Origin of the sequence: Mesorhizobium sp. INR15 (assembly GCF_015500075.1) — a bacterium.
Lineage (GTDB): Bacteria > Pseudomonadota > Alphaproteobacteria > Rhizobiales > Rhizobiaceae > Mesorhizobium.
In genome coordinates, this window is the sequence record NZ_CP045496.1 from 5,967,485 (window position 1) to 5,989,300 (window position 21,816).

The following is a 21,816-nucleotide window of genomic DNA, read 5'->3' on the forward strand; positions in this document are numbered from 1 at the left end:
CGCGGCTATTTCAACCGCCAAAGCTTGCGGGCATTTCCCGACAGCAGTTTGTCACGCTCTGCGACGCTGCAACCGGCAAGCAGCGCGTGTGTCGCCGCCACCCAGGTCGACAGGCCGCCGCCAAGCGTGCAGACGGGCCAGTCGCTGCCCCAGACAACACGATCCCAGCCGAAGGCACCGATCGTGTGTTCGACATAGGGCCGCAGCGTCTCAACCGTCCAGCTGCCGGCATCGGCATAGGCAACCACACCCGAGATCTTTGCCATCACATTGGGGCGCCGCGCGATCTCGCTCATGTGCTCGCGCCATGGATGCTCGCCATTGCCCTTGATGTCTGGCACGCCGCAATGGTCGAGCACGAACTGAACGTCGGGCGCCAGGTCGGCAAGCGCGATTGCCTTTGGAATCTGATGCGGCAGCACGACGAAATCGAAGGTCAGGCCGGTGCCGCCAAGCCGCCGGATGTTGTCCCGGAACAAAGCGCTTTCAGAGAGATCGTCTGGCATGACGTGGAGAACGCGGCGGAAGCCCTTGACGAAGGGCTTTGCTTGCTGGCGCTCGAGGTAGGCTGGAAAGTCCGCCTCTTCCGGGCGACAGGCCGCGATCGCCCCAACCAGCATGCTGCCGCTCTCACGAGCCAGGCCTTCGACACGATCGGTTTCGGCCTCGATGTCAGCCGGATCAACATCGACCTCCATATGCATCACGCGCCCGACGCCGACCCGCTGCGCCTCCGTGGCGTACTCGTCGTAGGAAAAATCGCGATCGAGGGCCGGGACGCCCGCAAGCCAGGGGTAGTGCAGCGCCGAGCGATCGATGAGATGCAGATGGGTATCGATGATCATGGCGGCTCTCCTCCTCCTGATTTCAAACTATCTCACGGAGAAATTCTTCATTCAAATAAGAATTTAGGCGGATGCGCCCACCGCCGACCCCGCCAGATGCGACAGCTTTTCGGCCGTTGCCTGTAAAAGTTCGATGGTTCTGGTGATGTCAGGCGCGGACGGTGCGTTGATCACCGTTATGTAGGGAATCGACAGCGCCGCGATCGCCTTGCCGTCGGAACTGCATACCGGGGCCGAGAGATTGTAGACGCCGGCTGTCTGCATCGAAGCCATCATCTCGTAGCCGCGGTCGCGAATCTGGTCGAGCCGGGCATAGAATTCCGGAGGCTGCGCGGTCTTGTCGGTGCTGCGGACATGTTCGGAAATCATCATCTGCCGCTCTTCCGGTGAACGGAAAGCCAGCAGGACATGACCAGAACCGGTGTCGAACAGGCTGATATGCGAGCCGACCCGGATCGAGATCCCCCAGTAGTTCGGAGCCTCCTGCTGGCCAATCACCACGGCGGAACCACGATCAAAAACAACAAGTTGGTTGGCCTGCTGCGAGGTCTCAGCCAGTTCGCGCATGAGCGGCGTGGCGTAGGAAACCAGCCTGCGCACCGGCGCGTGCAATTGCGCAAGACCGAACAGCTTGAGCGTCAGTGAATACCGGTCGCCGTCGAGCCGCGTGACGTAGCCACGCCGCACCAGCCGGTCCAGCATGCGGTAGAACTCGTTGGGGCTGCGGTCGAGCTTCTTGGCGATTTCCGCCTGGGTGAGACCGCCATCGACGCCGGCCAGCAGTTCGAGAATGTCGAGCCCCTTGTCAAGGGCCGGCGCACGGTACCGCTCGTCTTCGCTGTCATCCATGCGCCGTTTCCCCAGTGAATTGACCTCTTCATATACGCAGGAACGCAGTTGGCGGAAACAAATTTCGTCTTGACGTATCTATGAATGTTTTGTTTGTATATGAATGTATCGCTTCTTGTCATCAGACGAGTTGCGGCCGCCGCAAGGCGCACCAAGGGAGGATACCAATGAACAGACTGCTTTCCGGCGTGTCCGCCGGCGCATTGGCGCTTGCATTCGGTGCAGGCGCGGCCCTTGCCGGCGACCTGCCCGGCAAGTTCGAAGGCGTTACCATCGATGTGAAGCTGATCGGTGGCCAGCAATATGAAAAGCTCTATGAACGTATCCCGGAATGGGAGAAGCTGACAGGCGCCAAGGTCAACATCCTGACCAAGAAGAACGGCTTCGACATCGACAAGGAACTCAAGTCCGACATCGCCTCAGGCAGCACCAACTGGTGCGTCGGCTGGAACCATTCGTCGTTCGCGCCGCAATATACGGGGCTCTACACCGATCTCAGCAAGCTCTTGCCCAAATCGGAAATCGATGCGTTCGTGCCTTCGACGATCAAGTCGGCGACCATCGACGGCAAACTGGAGATGCTGCCTCGCGCCCAGTTCGACGTTTCGGCGCTCTACTACCAGAAGAGCCTGTACGAGAACGCCGACAACAAGACCAAGTTCAAGGCGAAATACGGCTATGACCTGATGCCGCCGGACACCTGGAAGGAAGTCACCGACCAGGCGGAGTTCTTCGCCAACCCGCCCAACTTCTACGGCACGCAGTTCGCCGGCAAGGAAGAGGCGATCAACGGCCGCTTCTACGAAATGGTGGTCGCCGAGGGCGGCGAATATCTCGACAAGGACGGCAAGCCGGTGTTCAACTCCGAAGCCGGCATCCGGGCGCTCGACTGGTTCGTCAACCTCTACAAGGCCAAGGCCGTACCGGCCGGCACGACCAACTACCTCTGGGACGATCTCGGCCAGGGCTTTGCCTCGGGCACTGTCGCCATCAATCTCGACTGGCCGGGCTGGGCCGGGTTCTTCAACGATCCGAAGTCGTCGAAGGTCGCCGGCAATGTCGGCGTCAAGGTTGCGCCCAAGGGCTCCTCCGGCAAGCGCACCGGCTGGTCTGGTTTCCATGGCTTCTCGGTGACCGAAAACTGCCCGAACAAGGAGGCTGCCGCATCGCTTGTGTGGTGGTTGACCAACGAGGATAGCCAGAAGCTCGAAGCCGCCGCAGGCCCGCTGCCAACCCGCACCGCTGTCTGGGACTGGGATCTCCAGCAGGCGGCAAGCGATCCTTACAAGAAGGAGGTCCTGACCGCCTTCCAGGAAGAAGCCAAGCACGCCTTTGCCGTGCCGCAGACGCCTGAGTGGATCGAGATTTCGAACGCTGTCTATCCCGAGTTGCAGGCAGCCATCCTCGGCGACAAGACGTCGAAGCAGGCACTGGACGAAGCCGCCGCCAAGGCGACGCAGATCCTTCAGGACGCCGGCAAGCTCTGAGCATTCGCGGTCAAGGCTGCCTCCCCCATCACAGGATGGGGGAGGCAATCGTGTACCGGCGCGAGCGCACAGGCAGATCCACGATGGGCCTCTGCCTGAAAATCGAAACCAACATTTCAGGGATACTGATGAAGGGCTTCAAGCCATCCGCGCCATTCCTGCTGCTGCTTCCGGCGATGATCGTATTGGCGGCGGTTGTCGTGGTGCCGTTGCTTCTGTCGCTTTATTCCAGCTTCACGCCTTTCCGCCTGACCAAGCCCGAGACGTTTTACGTCTTCGTCGGCTTCCGGAACTATCTTTCGATCCTGGCCAACACCGATTTCTGGTGGGCGTTCGGCCGCACAGTCCTGTTGCTGACCATCGCGCTCAATCTCGAAATGCTGCTCGGCCTCGGCCTGGCGATGCTGGTTGAAAAGGCGACACGCGGCCAGCGTATCCTGCGCACGCTGATGATGTTTCCGATGATGTTCTCACCGATCCTGGTCGGCTTCCAGTTCAAGTTCATGTTCAACGACAATATCGGCCTGGTGAACAATGCCTTGCAGTCGCTCGGCATCACGCGGAACGCCATACCGTGGCTGATCGAAAGCCATCTCGCCTTCATCGCCATCTCGATCGCCGAGATCTGGTCGTCGACCGCGATCTTCGCCATCCTGATCCTCGCTGGACTACTCGCCATGCCCAAGGAGCCGATCGAGGCGGCGCGTGTCGATGGCTGCACGCCCTGGCAGACCTTCCGCTATGTGACGTGGCCGTTCGTCATGCCCTTCGCCTATATCGCGATGACCATCCGTTCGCTTGACGTCGCGCGAGCCTATGACATCGTCAAGATCATGACCGACGGCGGGCCCGCAGGCCGCACCGAGCTTCTGTGGACGCTGGTGGCGCGCACCGCCTACAGCGACGGGCGCATGGGCATGGCCAACGCCATGGCTTATTTTTCGATCCTGCTGTCCATCGCCTTCACCGTCTATTTCTTCAACAAGCTCGCCGCGGCGCGCACCCAGATCGGTGCAGAGTGGTGAAGGGCGCGGTGATGAAGATGGACGAGAATTCTTCCGCCCGGCTGAAGCGCCGGCTGCTTGGCATCGCCTATCGCATCGGCCTGTTCCTGGCGATGCTGACGATCTGCCTGCCGGGCCTCTGGATCGTGCTGTCGTCTCTGCGGCCAACGGTCGAGATCATGGCCAAGCCGCCGGTATGGATCCCGCAGGAGATTTCCTTCGACGCCTATGTCGCGATGTTCAGCGGCATCGGCAAGGGCGGCATTCCTGTCATCGAGTATTTCCGCAACTCGCTGATCATCTCGGTGACCTCGACCGCCATCGCAGTGGCCATCGGCATGGCCGGCGGCTACGCCTTCGCCCGCTACCGTTTTCGGGGCAAGTCAGGCGTCTTCCTCGGCCTGATGCTCACGCGCACGGTGCCCGGCATCGCGCTGTCGTTGCCGCTGTTCTTCCTCTATGTACGGCTCGGCATCATCGACACGCATTTCGGGTTGATCCTCGCCTATGTCGCGCTCAATGTGCCCTTCACCATCTGGCTGATCGACGGCTTCTTTCGCCAGGTACCCAAGGATCTGGCGGAGGCCGCGCAGATCGACGGCTGCACACGCTGGCAGGCGTTCTGGCAGGTCGAGTTTCCCCTCGCCGGACCCGGCATTGCGTCGGCCGCGATCTTCGCCTTCCTGACCTGCTGGAATGAGTTCGCGCTGGCCTCGCAACTGACTCGTTCGGTAAGCGCCAAGACGCTGCCGGTCGGCCTGCTCGACTACACCGCCGAGTTCACCATCGACTGGCGAGGCATGTGCGCGCTGGCCGTGGTGATGATCGTCCCGGCGCTCACCCTCACCTACATCGTCCAGAAACACCTTGTCGGCGGCTTGACCTCCGGCGCGGTGAAAGGCTGACCTCATGGCAACCGTCTCCCTCACCAAGCTGACCAAGCGCTACGGCAATATCGGGATCGTGCATGGCATCGATCTCGACATTGCTGATCGCGAATTCATCGCGCTGGTCGGCCCCTCCGGCTGCGGCAAGTCGACAACGCTGCGCATGATCGCCGGGCTGGAAGAAATCAGCGCCGGCTCGATCGAGATCGGCGGGCGCGTCGTCAACGACCTGCCGCCGCGCTCGCGTAACATCTCGATGGTGTTCCAGTCCTACGCGCTCTATCCGCACATGACGGTGCGTGAAAACCTCGGCTTCTCCTTGAAGATCGCGGGGGCCGCCAAGGACGACATGGACCGCCGCGTCGCTGAGGCATCGGCCATCCTCGGCTTGGACACGCTGCTGGACCGCCGCCCCTCGCAACTGTCGGGCGGCCAACGCCAGCGCGTTGCCATGGGCCGCGCGATCGTGCGCGACCCCGATGTCTTCCTGTTCGACGAGCCGCTTTCCAACCTCGACGCCAAGCTGCGCACGCAGATGCGCACGGAAATCAAAAAGCTGCACGCCAAGGTGCAGTCGACGGTCATCTACGTCACCCATGACCAGGTCGAGGCGATGACGCTTGCCGACCGCATCGTCATCATGCGCGACGGCTATATCGAACAGGTAGGCACGCCGGACGAGGTTTTCCGGCGGCCAGCGACACGCTTCGTTGCCGGCTTCATCGGTTCGCCACCGATGAACCTGCATGAAGCCACGGTCAATGACGGACACCTGGTTTTCGCCAGCGGCGAAAAACTGCCGCTGCCCGGCCAGTTCAAGGCCAATGTCGTCACCGGCGCCAAGGTCGTTTTCGGACTGAGGCCTGACGATATTTATCCGACCGGTCATGGCATCAGTTCAGGCGGCGTTGCCGACGTCCATCAGATCGAACTCCCAATAACGGTCACCGAGCCGCTCGGCAACGAGACGCTTGTCTTCGTCGAGTTCAATGGCACGGACTGGGTGTCGCGCATGCTGAACCCGCGGCCGCTGAAATCAGGCGAGCGGATCACCATGAGTTTCGATATGTCGCAGGCGCATCTGTTTGCCACCGACACCGGCAAGACATTGCGGAGCTGACGGACATGGCCAAGATCGAAAAAGTCGAACTGCGGATGGTCGACCTTGTGCCCAAGGTCAAGCGCACCGACGCGATCCAGAGCTTCGTTAGCCAGGAAACGCCACTGGTGACGATCACCGATTCCGACGGCGCGGTCGGCACCGGCTACAGCTATACGATCGGCACCGGCGGCTCATCGGTGATGCGGCTCTTGTCCGACCATCTGGCGCCACGCCTGATCGGCCGCGACCCCGACATGATCGAGGCGATCTGGCACGATCTCGAATTCGCCACCCATGCCACCACGATCGGCGCGATCACCGCCATCGCGATCGCGGCGATCGACACGGCACTGTGGGACCTGCGGGCGAAGAAGCAGGGTCTGCCACTGTGGAAGCTTGCCGGCGGCGCCAAGGACCGCTGCCCGCTCTACACGACCGAAGGCGGCTGGCTGCATATCGAGACGCAAGCCCTGGTCGACGATGCGCTGGCCGCCAAGGCCAAGGGGTTTCGTGGCTCGAAGGTGAAGATCGGCAGGCCGCACGGGTCAGAAGATCTCGCGCGGCTCTCGGCGGTGCGCAAGGCGGTTGGCGACGGCTACGAGATCATGACCGACGCCAACCAGGGCTTTTCGATCGATGAAGCGATCCGCCGGGCCGCCAGGCTGCGCGAGCTTGACCTCGCCTGGATCGAGGAGCCCTTGCCGGCGGACGACATCGACGGCCATGTGCGGCTGTCGAACTCGACGCCGACGCCGATCGCCATCGGCGAGTCGCTCTATTCCATGCGCCATTTCCGCGAGTACATGCAGAAAGGCGCCTGCTCGATCGTGCAGGTCGATGTCGGCCGTATCGGCGGTATCACGCCCTGGCTCAAGATCGCCCATGCGGCGGAAGCCTTCGACATTCCGGTCTGCCCGCATTTCCTGATGGAACTGCATGTCAGCCTGACCTGCGCTGTTCAGAATGGGCGCTATGTCGAGTATATTCCGCAGCTCGACCAGTTGACCGGCAAGCGTATGCGCATCGAGGATGGGCAAGCGCTGGCGCCGGACGAACCGGGTATCGGCATCGACTGGGACTGGGACGCGGTCAAGGCCATGAGCATCGCCGAATTCACCACGGCGATCACGAAATAGGAGACTGAAATGCAGCGGATGGGAATGGTGCTGGGGCTCAAGCCCGAGAAGGTCGACGAATATGTCCGCCTCCATGCCGCCGTCTGGCCTGATGTGCTGACCATGATCTCGGCCTGCAACATCAAGAACTATTCCATCTACCTGAAACGGCCGGAGAACCTGCTGTTCAGCACCTTCGAGTACCACGGCACCGACTATGCCGCCGATATGGCCAAGATGGCGGCTGATCCAAAGACACAGGAATGGTGGGCCGTCTGCATGCCATGCCAGGAACCACTGGCGACACGTCGGGAAGGCGAATGGTGGGCAGCGATGGACGAGGTCTTCCATCATGACTAGGGGTTTCGACCCTGGTTCGCTTGTTCAGTCCTGGCCCAAACCCTCCAACCCCAGGCCCATCGTCACCTTCGGCGCCGGGTCGATCGTCGGTGATGCGCATTTTCCTGCCTACCGGAAGGCCGGTTTTGCGGTTGCAGGCCTCTACGATCCCGATCATGCCAGAGCTGAAAAGCTCGCGGAGCAATGGGGTGTCACGGCCTTCCGTTCGGTTGAGGAAGCCGCTTCCGTCAAGGGCGCGATTTTCGACCTCGCAACGCCGCCCTCTCGCCATGCCGATGTTCTGAAGGCTTTGCCTGACGGCGCGGTGGCGCTGATCCAGAAGCCGATGGGCAGCAACCTCGCTGAAGCCACGACAATCCTTGAGACATGCCGCGCCAAAAAGCTCCGCGCGGCGGTGAATTTCCAGCTCCGCTTCGCACCAATGATGCTGGCGCTGAAGGACGCGATCGCCAAAGGCTGGCTCGGCGAGATCGTCGATTTCGACGCCTGGCTGGCGCTGGCGACGCCGTGGGAGCTCTGGGAATTCCTGCTCAAGGCGCCGCGGGTCGAGATCGCCATGCATTCGATCCACTATCTCGACCTTGTCAGGCAATTGCTCGGGGACCCCAGAGGCGTATACGCCAAGACGCTCGGCCATCCCAACCATGCAGTGGCGCAGACGCGCACCAGCGCCATTCTCGACTATGGCGACACGGTACGCTGTGCGCTGTCGATCAACCACGACCACAAGTTCGGACGCCGGCACCAGGCTTGCGAGTTCCGCATCGGCGGCACCGAGGGCGCGGCCTATCTCAAGCTCGGGCTCAACCTCGACTACCCGCGCGGCGAACCGGATGTGCTGGAGATCTATCCGAAAGGCGAAACGGACTGGGTGGCGGTGCCCCTGGCTGGCGAGTGGTTCCCCGATGCCTTCGTCGGCCGCATGGCCAATGTGCAACGTTTTGCATCCGGCGAGGACGCATCGCTTGTCAGCTCGGTCGAGGATGCCTGGAGCACCATGGCGCTGGTCGAAGCCGCCTATCAGTCGAGTGCAGCGCCAGCGACGCCGATCGCGGAAAGACCCTGATGGAACAGATCCAGTATTTCGAGGACTACGAGATCGGCTCGTCACGCCTCACCAGCGGCCGCACCATCACCGAGACCGACTTCATCGTCCATGCCGGACACACCGGCGATTTCTTCCCGCATCACATGGATGCCGAGTACATGAAGACGACGCCGTTCGGCCAGCGGATCGCGCATGGCACGCTGGTGTTTTCGGTCGGTGTCGGGTTGACGGCAAGCATCGTCAACCCGGTCGCCTTTTCCTATGGCTACGACCGGCTGCGCTTCATCAAGCCGGTGTTCATCGGCGACACGATCCGCACACGCACCACCATCGCGGCCAAGGAGGACGATCCCAAGCGGCCAGGGTCAGGACGGGTGATCGAGCGCTGCGAAGTCATCAACCAGCGCGGTGAAGTGGTGCTGGCGGCTGATCACATCTACATCGTCGAGCGCAAGCCGGCGCTGGGCTGAGCCTACCTACGCGCCGGTGGCGCGCGCGGTGATGCGCTCTAGCCCAAGCAGCAGGACGAGCGTTGCCGCGACCAGGATCATCGTCAGTGCCGCACCAGCAAAGATGTCGCCACGATCGGTAAGGCTGAAGATCGAGACCGGCAGCGTGACCCAGCCCGGCGGATAGACCATGACGGTGGCGCCAAGCTCGCCCATGGAGAGCGCGAAGCTCAGACCGAAAGCGGCGACCAGATAGGGCGTGATCAACGGCAGCGTCACATGCCAAAGCCGGTAGGCCGGCCGCGCCCCGAGGCTCGACGCCACCTGCTCGAAGTCGGGCGAAAGCCGCGCCAGCCCAGCCGAGACATTGCCGAAGGTGAAGGCCGAGATCAGCACGAAATGCGCGATCATGACGATCGCCACCGTGCCGTTTAGCAGCAGCGGCGGATGGCTGAAGGCGACCAGCAGGCCAAGGCCGACCGAGACCGAGGGCACGGCGCTGGGAATGAAGAACAGCAGGCCGAGCAGCGGCTTCAAGGCATGGCCCTGAAGCCGGAGCGACAGCGCCGCCCACGTGCCGCTAATCAGCGCCAGCGCGCTCGCCATGAAACCGGTGATCATGCTGGCCTTGACCGCATCGCCCGCCGCCCCATGGATAACGTCTCTGTAGTGCTCGGTGGTCAGGCCGTTGGGCAGCACGCCGTTCCATTGGTCAGCGAGGCTGGACAGAAGGATGACCGCCAGCGGCGCCAGGAACAGCACGCCAAACAGCAGCGCGAAGAGCGCCCACAGCACCATGCGACCTGAGCGCGACCAGACCAGCATGGCTAGGCTCCCAACCGGCCGGCGGCGAGCCGGTAGAGACCGAACAGGCCGAGCGACAACAGGATGTTGACCACCGCGATGATGCAAGCGACCTGATAGGCGGATTCCTGAATCGCCTTGTTGTAGATCAGTAGCGGCAGCGTGATGACGCCCTTGGCGCCGATGAACAGCACGATGCCGAATTCATTGACAGTCAACAGCAGGCAGAGGCTGCCGCCGGCAATGAGCGCCGGGATTGCCGCTGGCAAGATGACCTGCCGGACAATACGGAACGGGCGGGCGCCAAGCACGCTGGCCGCTTCGATCTGGCCGCGATCGACCAGCGAGAAGGCGGCGAGCAGCGGCCGCAGGATGAAGGGCGTATAGACCGTCACCTCGGCCAGTACGACACCCCAGGCCGAATAGAGGAAATCGACCGGCGGCAACGGCAGCGAGAAGGTCTCCATCAGCCCGGCATTAAGCATGCCGGCGGAACCGTAGAGGAAGGTGAAGGCGAGCGTCACCAGGAATGTCGGAAGGGCGATGAACGTGTCGATCAGCCTTGCGACAAAACCGCTGCCCGGAAACGGCACGAAGGCAAGGATGAGCGCCAGTACGAGGCCAAGGGCGAGGCATCCTGCTGTCGCGGCAACCGAGATCGAGATCGTGTTGACCAGCGCATTGAGGAAGAAGCGCGACTGCAGCACGCGCGTGACCTCAGTGAAATTCGCCATGCCGCTGTCGTCGACAAAGGCCTGGTGCGCGATAAGCGCCAGCGGATAGAAAAACAACAGCGCCAGGAGTGCCGCCGGCGGCACGATCCACAGCTTGCCCGGTTCGATCTTCGCCGCCGGCACGCTGGCAAGAGCCACGTCAGACACCGGCGTCCTCCGGGAGCAGCGAGGTGTCGGCGGGTGCGAAGAACAGTGGCACCTTGGCGCCAGGTTCCGGCAACGCCATCGGCAGCTTCGTTGCCGAGACACGCACCGGCGTGCCGTCGACATCGAGCACGAGATGGGTCAATTCACCTTGCCAGTGCACTTCCTTGAGCGTGCCGACGATGCGGTTGATGTGCTCGCTGTCAGCCGTGAGGCTGAGGTGCTGCGGGCGAATGCAGAGCAGGCTTTTGTCGCCAGCCTTCTCATCTCGCCCGGCGCCCGTGAGCACCGTATCGCCATGCCTTGCCGTGGCAAATCCCTTCGGCCCCGCGGCTTCGGCAACGGTCACCGGAAGGAGATTGGCGCGGCCGAGGAACTCGGCGGTGAAGCGGTTCGGTGGGCGGCGGTAGAGTTCGGTCGTCGGTCCGTGCGAACAGACCCTGCCGTCACGCATGATGGCGATCTTGTCGGCAAGCGTAAGCGCCTCGGTCTGATCATGCGTGACATAGAGGATGGTCAGGCCCGGCAGGTTGCGGTGCAGACTAGCGATTTCCTCGACCATGTTGCGGCGGATCTGCGCATCGAGTGCGGAAAGCGGTTCGTCGAGCAGGAGCACGCGCGGCCGCACCGCGAGAGCCCGGGCAATTGCTACACGCTGCTGCTGCCCGCCCGAGAGCTCGCGCGGATAGCGCCTTGCATAGGCCGACATGCCGACCGTGCCGAGTGCATCCTTGATCCGCTCCGCGATCAGCGCCTTGTCGGCGCCCTGTGCCCTGAGGCCGAAGGCAACGTTGTCCTCGACCCGCATATGCGGAAACAATGCGTAGTTCTGCACCACCATGCCGAGGCCACGCTCATAGGGCGGCAGATCGGTGACGTCGGTGGCGCCGATGCGGATGCGTCCGCTCGCCGGCCGCACGAAACCGGCCACCGCCCGCAAGGCTGTTGTCTTGCCGGACCCGGAAGGGCCGATCATCGCCAGGATTTCGCCCGGCGCGATATCCAGGGTCAGTGGATGCAGAACGACATGCGCGCCATAGGCGACGCTGACCTTGTCGAAGTGCACATTGGAGCCGGCGCCGCGAATTTTCGCGGCGTCGATGTCCATGACACTGGTCCCAGTAAAGGCGGCGGCCGACATGGCATGGTCCTCCGGATTGCTTCCGTTCGGGATCAACTTCCGGTCGCTTCGTTCCACTTCTTGACATAGTCGGGGAGCTTGCTCAGGGCGTCGTTCCAGTCCGGCGCCCAAATCGTCACGCCCTTCATCGCGTCCTGCAGCTTGGTGAAATTTGCGTCGGTCGGTGTCACGTCCTTGCGGGCGGGCATGCCGAGGGCGACCGAGCTTATCGAAGACTGGGCCTCCTTCGAGAGCAGGAAGTCGATCAGCTTTTTACCATTGTCGCCATTGGGAGCGCCGGTCACCAGACCGATTTCGTAGGGCAGAGCGAAGGTCGAGCGCACGCCGTCCGGCCCTGCCGGCCAGAACACCTTGATGTTCGGGTTGTCGGCCATCTGCGACATGTTCATCTGCAGGTCGCCATTGGCGACATGAAGTTCGCCTTTGTTGACCAGCGCGGTCAGCTTGCCGGTCGAGGCGGAAGGACCGACGTTGTTGTCCTGCAGCTTCTTCATGAAATCGAAGCCGGCATCCTCGCCGCCGAAGGCATGAATGACCTGCAGCATGACAGCGGTGCCGTCGCCGGCCTGGCCTGGGGTCGAGTACTGGATCTTGCCCTTGAATTTCGGGTCGAGCAGATCGGTGTAATTCTTCGGCGCTTCCGGAAGCACGGCGCCGTTGTAGATGAAGTTCATGTAATTGTTGACCAGCGGCCGGTACTTGTCGGTGCCGCCGTCGATCTGGTCCGAGCCTTCAGGCTTGTAGTCCTGCAGCAGCCCGTCAGCGGCGGCGCGCTGGACGAAGGGCGGCAAGGTCACCAGCACATCGGCCTGCGGGTTCGACTTCTCCTTGGAGACGCGCTCCACGACACCGCCCGAGCCTGCCTCGATATACTGAACCTTGATGCCGGTAGCCTTGGTGAAGGCGGCGAACTCGGTCTCGAACCAGCTGCCGTTGCCGTCATGCAGGCCATCGGCTGAGTAAATGGTGACGACACCATCAGCGAGTGCTGGTCCGACAAGAGCCGCCGACGCGAGAAGCGAGGCAACGAAGGCCGCAGCCATGGTTGTATTTCGTGATTTCATGATCCAGTTCCCCTTTGATTGATGGCACATTCTGCGATGCACTGTGACGATCTCACCTATGGGCCTGGGGCTCATGCGGCGCTGTTTGATCTCGTCGTTGGGGTAACTCTGCGGATTGGGGATCGATAAGTAAAATCTATTTATTTTATGAGAGACAAGATTTTACTGATAGTTGTCACGGAACTGTCGCATGCGCGTCGTGAAGGCAATTTTGGCCTTCGAAGCTCGTTGTCAGCCGAAGGTCACACCGCTGGTTTGTGCGCGCAATCGCGGGTCGAACGAGCGGACCGTCACCGGCCGGCTATCGAGGATTTCGAAACAGCGTGCGAGTGCGTCATCCTCGAGCCGCTGCATCGCCTCATGCGTGAAGAAGGTGAGATGCGGGAACAGGATGACGTTGTCGCGGCCGAAAAGCGCGCTCATCGGATGGCCCGATTTCGCCAAAGGTTCGACCGAATAGACGTCAAGCCCGGCGCCGCCGATACGCCCGGCGACGATCGCCTCGACGAGTGCCGCCTCATCGATCAGCGCGCCGCGCGAGACATTGATGATGATGGCCGAGGGTTTCAGGCAAGCGAGTTCCGCCTTGCCGATCAGGCCGCGCGTCCTGTCGTTCAGCACGCAATGGATGGAAACGAAATCGCAGGCGCGCAGCATGGCCTGCAGGTCGTCGGCCTTCTCGATGCCGGCGGCACCCATGGTTGCGGCATCCATGCCAGGATCAAAACCAAGAACCCGCGCACGAAACCCCTGCCCGGCCATGCGCGCCATGCTGCGCCCGATCTTGCCGCAGCCGACCAGCCCAACGGTGGCGCCGGAGATGTCACGGCCGATCCAGCGTTGCTCCGGCCAGACCCAGCCGTCGCGCGACACCGCCGCCGTGATCGCCGGCAGCCGCCTCGCCAGCGCGATCATCAGGGCGAAGGCTCCTTCGGCAACGGTCTTCTCGGCATATTCCGGCACATTGACGACAGGAATGCCGCGCCGCATCGCCGCCTGCATGTCGATGGCATCGATGCCGACGCCATATTTCACGATGCCTTTCAGCTTCGGAGCAGCATCGATCACCGCCGCGGTGACCGGCGTGTAGCACATCAAAAGAAGGTCGGCGTCGGCAACCGCCTTGATGAGATCTGCTTCCGGAATGCCGTCCGGCAGCGTCACCAGTTCGACGCCTTGCGCCCGCAGGCCGGCATCGATGCCAGGGCATTGGAGTTCCTGATCGGTGCGCACCGCCTTCATGGTCAGGACGCCAGCACCGCGCCCTCGACAATGTCGAGCGCGCGGTCGAGATCGGTTTTCGAAATGACCAAGGGCGGCGACAGCGTCAGCACGTTGCCCTGGCTGATCTTGAAACTCAGGCCCTGCTCGAGGCAGGCATAGAAGACGCGTTCGGCACGCTCGCGCGCCGGCTGGCGCGTGGCGCGATCCTCGACGAGCTCGACGCCGACCATCAGCCCCCTGCCCCTGACATCGCCGACATAGGGTGAGCGCGCCATCAGGTCGCGCATACGGCCCAGCATATGCTGGCCGAGTTCGGCGGCGCGTTCAACCAGCCCTTCTTCCAGAATGATGTCGATGGTTGTCAGCGCGGCGCGCGTCGTCACCGGGTTCTTTTCATGGGTGTAATGACCGATAGCGAAGCCGCCGGTGACATCAAGATCGCGGCGCGCGATGACGGCGGCGATCGGCAGGATACCACCGCCGAGCGATTTACCGAGAACGACGATATCAGGCGTCACGCCGTCATGCTCGTGCGCGAAGAATTTCCCGGTCTTGCCAAGGCCGGTCGGAATTTCGTCGAAGATCAGCAGCGTGCCATGCCGGTCGCAGGCTTCGCGCACCGGCTTCCAGAAACCGGGCGGCGGCGGGTTGGGGGTCGCCCGCATCGGCTCGGCGACAACCGCCGCCACGTCCTGCTCACGGCCGAGCACATAGGCGATCATGTTGGCGCAGGCGAGCCCGGAGGCCTCCAGGCTATCGTGGCCATAGGGACAGCGGTAGCCATCCCAGGGCGCGACATGCTCGGTGCCGGTCATCATCGGACCGGCAATATGCGAGCGGAAGGTCGCCTCGCCGCCGACGCTGGCGGCGCCGAAGCCGGCGCCATGGAAGGCATCCCAGAACGACACCGTCTTGAACCGGCCCGTCGCGGCACGCGCGATTTTCAGCGCGACCTCGATGGCGTCCGAGCCACCAGTGGTGAACAGCACCTTGCCGAGATCGCCAGGCGCCAATGCAGCCAATTTTTCCGCCAGCTCGACGGCGGGTTCGCAGGTGAAACGACGCGGAGCGAAGCAGAGATCATCAAGCTGCTTCTTGATTGCAGCGACCAGTCTCGGATGGCCATAACCAAGGTGATGCACACTGTTGCCGTGAAAATCCATGAAGCGGCGGCCGGCGGTGTCCTCGATCCAGATGCCTTCAGCCTTGGCGATGGTCGAAAGGCAAGGACTGGACAGGCTCTGGTGCATGAACGCGGCCGCATCGCGATCGAGCAAGCCGCGAATGCGGTGATCGTCCTGCCCAGCATCCCAGCGGCCACGCGCCGCTGTCGTGTTGGAATCGCCCTCGGTATGCACAAGCTCGGATATCGTCGCCATCATGGTCTCCGAAACGCGAATGAGGGAGCGTCGACCGCTCCCTCGGTTTGCCGTGCGAGTCGTTGCGGCAGGGTCAGGCCCAAGGCAGCGAAAACGTCTTCACATTGGTGTAGCTCTTCATCGCTTCGATGACGCCTTCCTTGTAGCCATTGCCCGAATCCTTGATGCCACCGAAGGGCGACATCTCGATGCGGTAGCCCGGCACTTCCCAGATGTTGACCGTGCCAACCTGCAGGCCGGCGATGTATTTCTGCATGCGGCGGAAATCATTGGTGCAGACGCCCGACGACAGGCCGAAGGCGGTCGAGTTGGACAGCGCGATCAGCGCCTCGTCATCATCCGGCGCACGCACGATCGGAATGATCGGCCCGAACGTCTCTTCCATCACCAGCTCGGATGAATGCGGCACGCGGTCGATAACGATCGGCGGCAGCAGCGCGCCCTGACGACCGGGGTTGTAGAGGATTTCAGCGCCCTGTTCGGCGGCCATGTGAACACGGGCCTCGAACAGTGCCGCCGCCTTCTCATGCACGACAGTGCCGAGGTCTGTCGTGCGGTCCATAGGATCGCCGAAGCGGATTTTCTTCGCCCGCTCCAGCACCAGCGGCACGAAGCGGTCGGCAACGCTTTCCTGGCACAGGATGCGCTTGACCGCTGTGCAGCGCTGGCCGGAGTTCTTCGTGGCCCCTGCGACCGCGAGATCAGCCGCCCTGGCCAGATCATCGTCGGAGAGATCGTTGAGGATGATCAGCGGATCGTTGCCGCCGAGTTCCAGCACCTGGCGTTTGTAACCAGCGGTGCGGGCAATCATCTTGCCGACCGGCACGCCCCCGGTGAAAGTGATCAGGTCGATGTGCTCATTGGTGATCATCTCGTTGCCGATGTCCGTCGGCCAGCCGGTCACCACCGACAGCATCTCCGGCGGCAGGCCGGCTTCGTAGAGAATGTCGGCCAGCAGCAGTGCCGTCATCGGCGTCAGTTCGGTGGGCTTCACCACCACGCAATTGTTGGTGGCGATTGCCGGTGCCACCTTGTGCGACACCATGTTGAGCGGATGGTTGAACGGCGTGATCGCCGAGATCGCCTTCAGCGGCTCGCGCGTGGTGAAGATCTTGCGCGCCTTGCCGTGCGGGGTGAGATCACAGGAGAATATCTGGCCGTCATCCTGGATGCACATCTGCGCCGACAGGGTGAACACGTCATAGGCGCGGCCGACTTCATAGAGCGAATCTGATTTGGAGATACCGAGCTCGAGCGTGATGAGATCGGAGATTTCCTCCTTGCGCGCCGACAGCGCTTCGGCGGTGCGAAACAGGATCTGCTGGCGCTCGTAACGCGTCAGCTTCGACTTGTAGCCTGCAGCGATCTCGAACGCCTGACGGGCATGCTCGGCGCGGCCGGCCGGGACAGTGCCGACGACAGTGTCGTTCCAGGGATAGCGCACCTCTACGACGCCGTCGGCATCGACCTTCTTGCCGGCAATGCGCATCGGCTCGTGGCGAACTTTGATGGAGGGATCGAGTTGGGTCATGGGCTCTGCTCCGGCAGATTCTTGTTGCGGCGGAGGATCGACCCCCACTCCGGCCCTTCGGGCCACCTCTCCCCCGATCGACGGGGGAGAGGAAGTTCGGCAACGTCAGCGCCCGATTGTTTCCTAGCCCAAGCGCGGACGAATCCGCTTGGCGCCTTTCCTCTCCCCCGTCGATCGGGGGAGAGGTGCGGAGCGAAGCGAGGCGGAGTGGGGGTCGACATTTGGCTCAGCCTACGCCAATGCCGCCGCCATGGTCGCGTAGTAGAAGGCGTCGAAATTGCGCAGCGTCGGTTCGTTCGGCAGGTCCGGCAGCACGCGGTTGACGATGAACGGCACGGTCTGCTCGGTCAGACCTCCATGCGAGCGCAGCGGTTCGTTGAGCGCAGCAAGATCATGCCGGTGCTCGCTGGTGCCGATCGTCTTGTTCTCGGTCGAGATGAGCACGATGTCGCCGATGCGGTCGGCCGGAAGTTCGAAGCGTTCGCAGGCCGTCGGGCTGTCGACGACGAGCATGATGCCGTCGATCTTGGCCAGGCGCGCCATGATGCCGGCCTGATCCGCACCATCAGGCAGATAGGCGGTGGCGAAGGAGCCGAGCGCGCCGTGGTGTACGACATAGGGATCGGTGATCGGCAGGATGACGCGGGCGGCGTCCTTGCCCAGCCACTCGTCGAGCAGGTCCTGCACATAGACCACGTCAGGCGAACCATCCTGCTTGTGCTTTGGCTTCATGCCGTGGTCGGCGGTGACGACGATCGCAGCACCCAGCGCATCGAGCTCGGTCAGGTACTTGTCGAACATTTCGTAGAAGGCATTGGCCTGCGGCACGCCCGGCGCGTATTTGTGCTGCACATAGTCGGTGGTGGTCAGGTACATGATATCGGGGCGGAATTCCTTCAGCAGCTGAACGCCGGCGGCGAAGACGAATTCCGACAGTTCGGCCGAATAGACTTCCGGCACCGGCAGTCCGAAATGCCTCGATGCATTGTCGATGCCGTGCTCGGCCTTGGTCGTGGTGTCCGACTTTTCCGCCGAGAAGCACAGCGCGCGGCCCTCATCGAAAGCGAGCCCCTTGCCGAGCAGCGCGCGCAGCTTGTCCTTCGCGGTCACCACCGCCACCTTGGCGCCGGCATCGTAGAAAGCCTGGAAGATGGTCGGCGCGCGCAGGAAGCGCGGGTCGTTCATCATCACTTCCTTGCCGGTCTCACGCTCGTAGAGGTAATTGCCGCAGATACCATGCACTGACGGCGGCCGGCCGGTGGCGATCGACAGGTTGTTGGGATTGGTGAAGCTCGGGATGACCGAATGCGCGAAACGCACCGTCCCCTTCGCCTTGATCTTGACCAAGGCGGGCATCAACCCTGCCTTGATAGCCTCATCGAGATAGGCCGGCTCGCAGCCGTCAAGGCAGATCGCGATGGCCGGCACACGCGGCCAGGCATAGGTGCGGCCGTTGACGGCGACATTGATGGGAGACATCTGGTTCATCGAAGAATCCTCAAAATCCTGCCGCCTCAAGCGGCGAGTTTGGCGCGCTCAGCTATTGCCGCGGCGGGTGGAGCGGCGGTGTCGACGCCCATTTCTTGAAGGGATTGCGCCGCCGCGTCGACGACGCGGCGCATGACATGCTCGTCCATCTGGCCGATGCAGCCGACGCGGAAGGAGTCGACGGCGGTCAGCTTGCCCGGATAGATGATGAAGCCCTTGTCCTTCATCAGATCGTAGAAACGGTCGAAGGCGAAATTGGCATGGGCCGGGTTGAAGAAGGTCACGATGATCGGCGACAGCCAGCGGTCCTTGAGCAGCGTCTCGAAGCCGAGTTCGCGCATCCCGGCCACCATGACGTCGCGGTTTCTGGTGTAGCGGCCGCCACGGCCAGCGACGCCGCCTTCAGCCTCATGCTGACGCAGCGCTTCGAGGAAAGCGGCGACGACATGCGTCGGCGGCGTATAGCGCCACTGGCCGGTCTTGTTCATATGCGCCCACTGCGCGTGGACATCGAGCGACAGCGAATGGCTCCTGCCCTTGGCGGCCTCGAGTTCGCTCTTGCGGGCGATGATGAAACCGAAGCCAGGCACGCCCTCGATGCATTTGTTGGCGGACGAGACCATCGCTTCATAGCGGATCTCGTTGACGTCGAGCGCGACGGCCCCGAATGCACTCATGGAATCGACCAGCAGCTTGCGGCCCTTGGCATGGACAGCTTCCGCGATCTCGGCGACCGGGTTGAGAATGCCGGAGCTTGTCTCGCAATGGATGGCGATGACATGGGTGATGGCATGGTCGGCCTCGAGTGCCGCCGCCACCTCGTCGCCGCGCGGCGGCAGGTAGTCACCCTTGTCGATCAGCGTGTAGGCACGGCCGAGATACTGCATGGTTTGCGCGGCGCGCAGGCCGTAGGCGCCGTTGGCCAGCACCAGCACCTTGCCATCCCTGGGCACGAACGAACCGAGCATTGCCTCGACGCAGAAGGAGCCGCTGCCTTGCATCGGCACGCAGTCGAAGTCACCGTTGGTGTCGCCGGTCAAGGCGAGGAGCCGGCGCCGCATGTCTGATGTCATGGCGCGGAAGTCGCCGTCCCAAGATCCCCAGTCGCGCAGCATCGCCTGCTTGACCGAATAGGCAGTGGTCAGCGGTCCAGGGGTGAGCAGGTAGGGCTCGCCCAGCGCCGGCGTGGCCAGCGGCTCCGCGGCAAATTTCGTCTCGGCGAGCATGTTGTCCTCCGACAGATCACTGCTTTTGTGTGGCTGTATTCTTGGCTTGAACGACATATTTGTAAAATCGTTATTTTGTATTGATGTATCGATTCTGACGATACATGAGATTACCGACACCATCGAGCAGTGCTGACCCGTCAAGCCAGCGCCGTTGCCATCGCATCGGCGCGGTCACCGCCCGTCGCCAGCCGGCTTTCAAGCAGATCACCGCTCTGCGTCAGCAAAGGGTAGGCGACCGACGCCATCAGCGAGTTGATCTCCTTCAATGCCCGCACCGCTTCCAGATGGATGTCGCTGGTATCGATGCTTTGTGACGCTCCAGATTGCAGGCGCTTGAGATGGCGATCGTGGCTTGCGCGTTCCAGCTTGCGCATCCGCTCCTTCTCGACGACGAGTTGCCGCGCCGAATCGAGATCGCTCGACACCAGCACGTTGAGTGCAAGCTGCATGTTGGCCATGACACGGTTATGAAGCCCGGTAAGCTCGCCCCATCCCTCGCGTGAGAAGCGCAGTTTCTGGTCCTGCAGTTCCTGTGTGAGCACGAGCAGGTTCTTGGCGACGATATCGCCGGCGCGTTCCAGACTGATGGCGAAGTCGGTCAGTTCGATGCCGCGCTGCGCCTCGGCGGCCGTCATGGTGCCGCGATTCACTTCGGCGATGTAGAGCTTGATATCGGTATGGGCGCGGTTGACCTCTTCATCGAGTTTCTGCGCTTGGCGTATCTGGTCCGCCGTGCCACCGTCGAAGAAATCCATCACCGGACGCAGCATGATTTCGACGACCTCGCCCATGCGCAGCAGTTCGCGCGTGGCGCTTGCCAAAGCCAGGCCCGGCGTGCGCATGACGGTACGGTCCAAAGCGCTGGCGCGACGCGACATCAGATCAGTGGTTTCGGCCGATTTCGACGCCGGCCTGTCGGCGATCAACAGGGTGACCAGTCGTTCGACCACGCCCGTGAAGGGCAGGCAGCAGGCAATCAGCGCCAGATTGAAGGCGAAATGCAGATTGACAAGTTGCCGCCCTTCGGTCGCGCCAAACAGATACGCGGGAAACACAACGGCTTGAAGCGCAAACAAAGTGACGAGCGCCGCCGTGCCGCGGAAGACCAGATTGCCGAGCGGAATGCGGCGCGCGTCGATTGGCTGGCCGCGCGTCAGCCATACCGCGATCAGCGCCCCACCGAAATTCGCGCCAAGGATGAAGGACAGGCCGACCTCGACAGGCAGAAGGCCTTGCGCGGCAAGCGTGACGAACAGAAGGATGGCCGCGACGCTGGAATGTATCAACCAGGTGAACAGCGCGGCGGCGGCAAAGGCGGTAAAAAAGTCCGCGCGCAGGTACGAAATCACCACTGGAAGCAACGCACTTTGCCGCATCGGCGCTGTTGCCTCGCCGATCATGTGAAGTGACAAGAGCACGAAGGCCATTCCCATGAGGATGCGCCCGCCTTGCTTTACGCCACGCCCCTCGAATTTCAGGAACATCGTACCGCCAACCAGGATCAGCGCCGGCACCAGCCAGCCAAGATCGAACGACAGCACCTGCACCACCAAAGCAGAACCGACATCGGCGCCGAGCAGGATGGCCAATCCGGTGGACACCGAAACAATGCCGGTGGCGGCAAATCCCGCCGCCAAGATGGCGACAGCGGTGGAGCTTTGCAGCAGCACGGCCAGCGCCATGCCCGCGCTGGCCGAGGCAAACCGTCCGCCTTTGGCTTGTCTTACGGCGTTGCGCAGCGCAGGGCCGCAGGCACGTTCAACGCCAGTGCGCACCATGCGCACCGCCCAAAGCAACAACATGACGGCGCCCGCCAGATGCAGCAGGATCATGGAGAATTGCATGTTAAGCCTCCGGCCTTTTGGCCGGCAATCGCGTCGACCTTATCTTAGGCTGAGGGCAGCCTAAGCATAAGTCAAATCGTTGATTCCT

At 62.5% G+C, this 21,816-nt stretch carries 20 protein-coding genes; 8 read left to right on the forward strand and 12 right to left on the reverse strand.

Annotated elements, in window-relative coordinates; all coding sequences use genetic code 11:
* Nucleotides 1–5: 5 nt before the first annotated feature.
* On the reverse strand, nt 6–845 hold the full coding sequence (locus GA829_RS29145; protein ID WP_195176005.1) for an amidohydrolase family protein: 840 nt from the start codon (nt 843–845) through the stop codon (nt 6–8).
* A gap of 63 nt (nt 846–908) precedes the next feature.
* A complete protein-coding gene (locus GA829_RS29150; RefSeq protein ID WP_195176006.1) occupies nt 909–1,694 on the reverse strand; it encodes an IclR family transcriptional regulator in 786 nt (261 codons plus the stop codon).
* 167 nt (nt 1,695–1,861) lie between these two features.
* Between GA829_RS29150 and GA829_RS29155 the strand changes: the two genes are divergently transcribed.
* From GA829_RS29155 to GA829_RS29190, 8 genes are all read left to right on the forward strand, one after another.
* A complete protein-coding gene (locus GA829_RS29155) occupies nt 1,862–3,181 on the forward strand; it encodes an ABC transporter substrate-binding protein (RefSeq protein WP_195176007.1) in 1,320 nt (439 codons plus the stop codon).
* 128 nt (nt 3,182–3,309) lie between these two features.
* Entirely contained in the window at nt 3,310–4,206 is an 897-nt protein-coding gene (locus GA829_RS29160; RefSeq protein WP_195179853.1) for a carbohydrate ABC transporter permease, read from the forward strand.
* A gap of 17 nt (nt 4,207–4,223) precedes the next feature.
* On the forward strand, nt 4,224–5,090 hold the full coding sequence (locus GA829_RS29165) for a carbohydrate ABC transporter permease (protein WP_195176008.1): 867 nt from the start codon (nt 4,224–4,226) through the stop codon (nt 5,088–5,090).
* Nucleotides 5,091–5,094: 4 nt separating this feature from the next.
* The gene (locus GA829_RS29170) at nt 5,095–6,192 is read left to right on the forward strand and encodes an ABC transporter ATP-binding protein (RefSeq protein ID WP_195176009.1); all 1,098 of its coding nucleotides are present in this window, start codon (nt 5,095–5,097) and stop codon (nt 6,190–6,192) included.
* Nucleotides 6,193–6,197: 5 nt separating this feature from the next.
* Nucleotides 6,198–7,310, forward strand: a complete 1,113-nt coding sequence (locus GA829_RS29175) for a mandelate racemase/muconate lactonizing enzyme family protein (protein ID WP_195176010.1) — start codon at nt 6,198–6,200, stop codon at nt 7,308–7,310.
* A gap of 9 nt (nt 7,311–7,319) precedes the next feature.
* On the forward strand, nt 7,320–7,649 hold the full coding sequence (locus GA829_RS29180; protein ID WP_195176011.1) for an L-rhamnose mutarotase: 330 nt from the start codon (nt 7,320–7,322) through the stop codon (nt 7,647–7,649).
* Nucleotides 7,642–8,715, forward strand: coding sequence for a Gfo/Idh/MocA family protein (locus tag GA829_RS29185; protein WP_195176012.1), 1,074 nt, complete (start codon nt 7,642–7,644; stop codon nt 8,713–8,715). The genes GA829_RS29180 and GA829_RS29185 overlap by 8 nt, the downstream gene beginning before the upstream one ends.
* Nucleotides 8,712–9,167, forward strand: coding sequence for a MaoC/PaaZ C-terminal domain-containing protein (locus GA829_RS29190; RefSeq protein WP_195179854.1), 456 nt, complete (start codon nt 8,712–8,714; stop codon nt 9,165–9,167). The genes GA829_RS29185 and GA829_RS29190 overlap by 4 nt, the downstream gene beginning before the upstream one ends.
* A gap of 6 nt (nt 9,168–9,173) precedes the next feature.
* On the opposite strand, the gene GA829_RS29195 is transcribed toward GA829_RS29190, so the two are convergent.
* From GA829_RS29195 to GA829_RS29240, 10 genes are all read right to left on the reverse strand, one after another.
* The gene (locus tag GA829_RS29195) at nt 9,174–9,971 is read right to left on the reverse strand and encodes an ABC transporter permease subunit (protein ID WP_195176013.1); all 798 of its coding nucleotides are present in this window, start codon (nt 9,969–9,971) and stop codon (nt 9,174–9,176) included.
* A 2-nt stretch (nt 9,972–9,973) separates the two neighbouring features.
* On the reverse strand, nt 9,974–10,831 hold the full coding sequence (locus tag GA829_RS29200; RefSeq protein WP_195176014.1) for a 2-aminoethylphosphonate ABC transporter permease subunit: 858 nt from the start codon (nt 10,829–10,831) through the stop codon (nt 9,974–9,976).
* Nucleotides 10,824–11,936, reverse strand: a complete 1,113-nt coding sequence (locus GA829_RS29205; RefSeq protein WP_258052005.1) for an ABC transporter ATP-binding protein — start codon at nt 11,934–11,936, stop codon at nt 10,824–10,826. Before GA829_RS29205 ends, GA829_RS29200 begins: the two co-directional genes overlap by 8 nt.
* 65 nt (nt 11,937–12,001) lie before the next feature.
* Entirely contained in the window at nt 12,002–13,033 is a 1,032-nt protein-coding gene (locus GA829_RS29210; RefSeq protein WP_210337703.1) for a 2-aminoethylphosphonate ABC transporter substrate-binding protein, read from the reverse strand.
* Between the two features lie 231 nt (nt 13,034–13,264).
* Nucleotides 13,265–14,275 carry a 2-hydroxyacid dehydrogenase gene (locus tag GA829_RS29215; RefSeq protein ID WP_195176016.1) on the reverse strand — a complete coding sequence of 337 codons (1,011 nt, stop codon included), beginning with the start codon at nt 14,273–14,275 and terminating at the stop codon, nt 13,265–13,267.
* Nucleotides 14,276–14,277: 2 nt separating this feature from the next.
* On the reverse strand, nt 14,278–15,636 hold the full coding sequence (gene pbfA, locus GA829_RS29220) for a (R)-1-hydroxy-2-aminoethylphosphonate ammonia-lyase (protein WP_195176017.1): 1,359 nt from the start codon (nt 15,634–15,636) through the stop codon (nt 14,278–14,280).
* 73 nt (nt 15,637–15,709) lie between these two features.
* Nucleotides 15,710–17,167 (reverse strand): phosphonoacetaldehyde dehydrogenase, encoded by a 1,458-nt coding sequence (phnY, locus tag GA829_RS29225; protein WP_195176018.1) that lies wholly within the window; start codon nt 17,165–17,167, stop codon nt 15,710–15,712.
* A gap of 231 nt (nt 17,168–17,398) precedes the next feature.
* Entirely contained in the window at nt 17,399–18,655 is a 1,257-nt protein-coding gene (gene phnA, locus GA829_RS29230) for a phosphonoacetate hydrolase (RefSeq protein ID WP_195176019.1), read from the reverse strand.
* 26 nt (nt 18,656–18,681) lie between these two features.
* Entirely contained in the window at nt 18,682–19,881 is a 1,200-nt protein-coding gene (locus GA829_RS29235) for a 2-aminoethylphosphonate--pyruvate transaminase (RefSeq protein WP_195176020.1), read from the reverse strand.
* A 140-nt stretch (nt 19,882–20,021) separates the two neighbouring features.
* Complete coding sequence (locus GA829_RS29240) at nt 20,022–21,728, reverse strand: Na/Pi cotransporter family protein (RefSeq protein ID WP_195176021.1); 1,707 nt, start codon at nt 21,726–21,728, stop codon at nt 20,022–20,024.
* Nucleotides 21,729–21,816: the final 88 nt, after the last annotated feature.